The sequence below is a fragment of the Campylobacter sp. 2018MI13 genome (assembly GCF_018501135.1).
Lineage (GTDB): Bacteria > Campylobacterota > Campylobacteria > Campylobacterales > Campylobacteraceae > Campylobacter_E.
The window spans coordinates 1-3,810 of sequence record NZ_JAHCZC010000109.1 but is presented as its reverse complement, the minus strand read 5'-3'; the positions used below and the strand labels follow the sequence as shown (position 1 = coordinate 3,810).

Annotated in this window: 6 protein-coding genes; 5 read left to right on the top strand and 1 reads right to left on the bottom strand. The window is 24.2% G+C overall.

Translation table 11 applies throughout. The annotated features are described in order from the left end of the window. A partial coding sequence (locus KJQ99_RS08825; protein WP_214150578.1) for a hypothetical protein occupies nt 1–191 on the top strand: 191 nt, incomplete at its 5' end. Nucleotides 192–228: 37 nt separating this feature from the next. After that, nucleotides 229–624: a hypothetical protein gene (locus KJQ99_RS08820; protein ID WP_214150577.1), complete on the top strand. Its 396-nt coding sequence runs from the start codon at nt 229–231 to the stop codon at nt 622–624. 52 nt (nt 625–676) lie between these two features. On the opposite strand, the gene KJQ99_RS08815 is transcribed toward KJQ99_RS08820, so the two are convergent. Then, nucleotides 677–1,180 carry a hypothetical protein gene (locus KJQ99_RS08815; protein WP_214150576.1) on the bottom strand — a complete coding sequence of 168 codons (504 nt, stop codon included), beginning with the start codon at nt 1,178–1,180 and terminating at the stop codon, nt 677–679. Nucleotides 1,181–1,360: 180 nt separating this feature from the next. Here KJQ99_RS08815 and KJQ99_RS08810 point away from each other — a divergent pair, with 180 nt between their 5' ends. The 3 genes from KJQ99_RS08810 to KJQ99_RS08800 all read left to right on the top strand — a co-directional run bounded on the left by KJQ99_RS08810 (nt 1,361) and on the right by KJQ99_RS08800 (nt 3,687). Then, nucleotides 1,361–2,038 (top strand): hypothetical protein, encoded by a 678-nt coding sequence (locus tag KJQ99_RS08810; protein WP_214150575.1) that lies wholly within the window; start codon nt 1,361–1,363, stop codon nt 2,036–2,038. A 22-nt stretch (nt 2,039–2,060) separates the two neighbouring features. Beyond that, a complete protein-coding gene (locus KJQ99_RS08805) occupies nt 2,061–2,738 on the top strand; it encodes a hypothetical protein (protein WP_214150574.1) in 678 nt (225 codons plus the stop codon). A gap of 226 nt (nt 2,739–2,964) precedes the next feature. Then, a complete protein-coding gene (locus tag KJQ99_RS08800) occupies nt 2,965–3,687 on the top strand; it encodes a hypothetical protein (protein ID WP_214150573.1) in 723 nt (240 codons plus the stop codon). Nucleotides 3,688–3,810 lie beyond the last annotated feature (123 nt).

Here is a 3,810-nt window from a genome sequence, read left to right as displayed (position 1 = left end):
ATGAAGAAAACAATCACATAAGAAAACTAAAGCAAGATATAAAATTATTTAAAAACTCAAATTCTTTAAAAATAAATGAAGATAAAGAAAAAGAATTAAAAGACAAAAATAATTTAGAAGAATTTTGTGAGTTTAGTATAAAGCTAATTGATGAGCTAAAAGCTTATAAATTACTAGATTTAAAAGCTTAGAAATGTCTTTAAAATGCTAAAAACAATATTTTATATAATGATTTTTTTAATATTTTTTATTATTGGTTTTTTAGTTTTTTTAAGTTACGGCAAAGCTGATAGTAATATCATAAATATTGTTAGCTTATCAATTGATAAAATAGAAAAAATTCTTATTAAAAATAATTATTGTAATTCTAAAGAAGATTGTATTAGTAGAACTTATATTTTATACGATTCGTCTTTTAATAATATTTATTTAAATATTTATAACAATGTAGATAGAACTACAAGCAATGAAATTTGTAATATGATGAAAAATATAAAAACACAAAATAAGCATATAGATTTTTATCTTGAGTTTTTTGAGTATTCTAAAGATGAGTATTATCAAGGATATAACAACAACAATCAAGCAATAAAACAAAAAGCATTTTATAAGTGTAAATATTAATAAGATTTAAAAGGAAAGGACTTTTTAAGCCATTTCCTTGATAATTTTAGAATTATTTATTTAAAAAAGTTTTTAAACTATTATATCTTTCACAACCCACATTAGATTGAGCATCACAAGCTCTTTTGTAATAACTCAAGGCTTTTTGTGGATTTGTTTCTAAACCATAATCTTTACCATCTTTTAAAACCAATCCATCTCCTGCTACAACGCAAAATTTGTTATGAGATGATTCGTTTTTTACTATTATATTTGGTAATTCGCATAATTTACTTATAGCTTTTTGAGCATCAATATAGGCTTCTTTAATATCAATTAATTGTTCTTTCACTAATTTTACATTAGCAATAGCTGTCATTAAACAACCACTAAAATTATCTTTAGCACATAAATCTTTTGAGTATTGATAACAAGCTTTCAAATCTTCTTTGCAGTATTCATCAAGCTCAAAAGCACAATTTGATTGGTCTTGATTTTTACAAGCTTTATCAATATTACTAATATCAACAGCAAATAAGCCTGAAATTAAAGCTAAACTTAATAATATCTTTTTCATAAACTCTCCTTAAAAATAATTTGAATTATATTGATTTATGAATTAATTTCTAATTAAATAATTACTATTGAATGAATTAAAATATTAAATATTTAAAGCTACTTAATACTTATTATTTGTTTATTTAAATAAGGAACACATTTTGCTCTTGTTTAATTATTATAAATTAAAGGAGAGCAAATGTTAATAAATGATAGGATTGTTCTTAGTTCTTTCACTAAGACAAATAATTTAAAAGATAATAAAAACACTTCATTTGAAGAAGCCTTACAAGCTCAAAGTAAAGCAGCAAGTAATATAAATGATGAATTAATTAATAAGTGTATATCAAATTCTAAAGATGATTTTGCTTGGATGCACTATGGAAATTGTTTATTTTTTCCCACAGAATGGCATACTCCTAGAAAAGATAAAGAGACTTCAGATGATTATATGGCAAGATTACCTAAAGAAGATGTAGGGGTAATGATGTTTTTAGAAGCTTGTGGGATAGTTGAGACTAAAAAACTAGAATCAGTTAAAAATAATTTAGATTATGAAGGTTTAAAAGTAGCAGAAGAAATCATAGAGAACTATCAAATCACACCTGATTTGGAGTTAAAAATAATTGAATTTGCTAAAAAATCATCAAAAGAATTTATGAATAAATTTGATTTACCATCAGGTAGCGTAGGGCTTGACCACCCTAAATTACAAGCTATTTTTAAAAAACATGGAATTTCAATGGATGAATTTGTAGATAAAGAAAAGCTAATGCAACAAAGCTTTAAATTTGATTTTGATAAAGAAAAAGATAAATTATTAGATGAATTAATGAAAATTAGTGATAACTCTAAGACAAGATTAGGAATTAGCTAATTCCTAAATTAAAGGAGAGCAAATGTTAATAAATGATAGGATAGTTCTTAGTTCTTTTACTAAGACAAATAACTTAAATGATAATAAAAAAGCTTCATTTGAAGAAGCCTTACAAGCTCAAAGTAAAGCAGCAAGTAATATAAATGATGAACTAATTAATAAGTGTATATCAAATGCTGAAGATGATTTTTCTTGGTCTATGTTTGGTTTTTGTACTTACTTTCCAACCGAATGGCATACTCCTAGAAAAGATAAAGAATTAGATAGTGAGTATTTAAATAGAATTCCTAAAGAAGATTTAGGGGTAATGATGTTCCTAGAAGCTTGTGGAGAAATTGAAACTAGGAAATTAGATCCAATTAAAAATGATTTAGACGAACAATTTTTTAAAAGAGCAGAAGAAGTATTAGAAAACTATCAAATCACACCTGATTTAGAATTAAAAATAATTGAATTTGCTAAAAAATCATCAAAAGAATTTATGCAAAAATATGATGCACCTGCAGGAAATATTGGACTAAATCACCCTAAATTACAAGCTATTTTTAAAAAACATGGAATTTCAATGGATGAATTTGTAGATAAAGAAAAGCTAATGCAACAAAGCTTTAAATTTGATTTTGATAAAGAAAAAGATAAATTATTAGATGAATTAATGAAAATTAGTGATAACTCTAAGGCAAGATTAGGAATTAGCTAATTCCTAATTAGCTTTATTTGTTTAGGCTTAATGCTTATTAAGTTTATTTGTTGATTTAAAAATATTCTCAAATTTTTTAATGTAAGCTAATTGATTATGTTAAATCTAAAATATTTTTTTAATAATTATAGATACTTAAACAAATCATATAAATTTTTACAATATTAAGTATTTTTTAAGAATGGGGGGGGTATTATTTTCTTTTTTATCAAAAAAAGGAGAATGAATGAAGAAATTATTGTTTTCAACACTTTGTTTAGGTGCTTTAGGCGTAGCTGCTAATGCGGGAACTTATTCTGGTATTAATTTTGGCTTTTTATCTACTTCAAAAACAATGTTTATTATCAATAATAAAGAATATTTAGGCAATAATAATTGGGATATTAATGGCTATATTAGAACTTATAAAGAGCACGAAAGAGATTCTGAATTTGTTTGGAGTTTTGAGGCTAATTATTTTTGGAATAATTATAAAGATAGATTTGATGACTTAATTCCAATTATAAGAAATAATCAATTTGATTTTAGTGCTTTGATTGGTTATGGAATGTATGTTAATGATGAATATGAAGATGAGCTTAGTTTGAACTTAATGGGTGGTCTTGCGTATCATAATATGGGTATTAGAGGCGGTGCTATTTATGATATTAAGGGATTAAAATTTGGTTTAAGTGCCTTATCAAAACCATTTGATACAAAAAAATATATGGTAACTCTTGATGCTTATTATAATTTTTATTTAAGTAATAATTATTTTAGAGATGTTCAAAATGAATTTGGTGTGAAAAAGAATAGAAATGCTTATGATATATCTTTAGGTATGTTGTTTAATACTACACCATCTCGTTATAGCCCTTATGTTAGCACTAAAGTGGGTGTTAAAGATAATTTATTTTCACAAAAGAATAATAACCTTTATATAAATCTTGGTTTAGGTTTTCATTTTTAATTTAACTAATAATTTATAAATTTCGTGCTTTTTGGCACGGAATTTAAATCTAAAATTCGTTTTTTAAATTCCTTTATTATTCGCTTTAATTTTAAAGGAATTTAAAATATGAATTATAAAAAT

Coding starts and splice junctions, on each gene's coding strand:
- KJQ99_RS08815 (WP_214150576.1), bottom strand. CDS start 1,180: ATGAAAAAGATATTATTAAGTTTAGCTTTAATTTCAGGCTTATTTGCT.
- KJQ99_RS08805 (WP_214150574.1), top strand. CDS start 2,061: ATGTTAATAAATGATAGGATAGTTCTTAGTTCTTTTACTAAGACAAAT.
- KJQ99_RS08810 (WP_214150575.1), top strand. CDS start 1,361: ATGTTAATAAATGATAGGATTGTTCTTAGTTCTTTCACTAAGACAAAT.
- KJQ99_RS08820 (WP_214150577.1), top strand. CDS start 229: ATGATTTTTTTAATATTTTTTATTATTGGTTTTTTAGTTTTTTTAAGT.
- KJQ99_RS08800 (WP_214150573.1), top strand. CDS start 2,965: ATGAAGAAATTATTGTTTTCAACACTTTGTTTAGGTGCTTTAGGCGTA.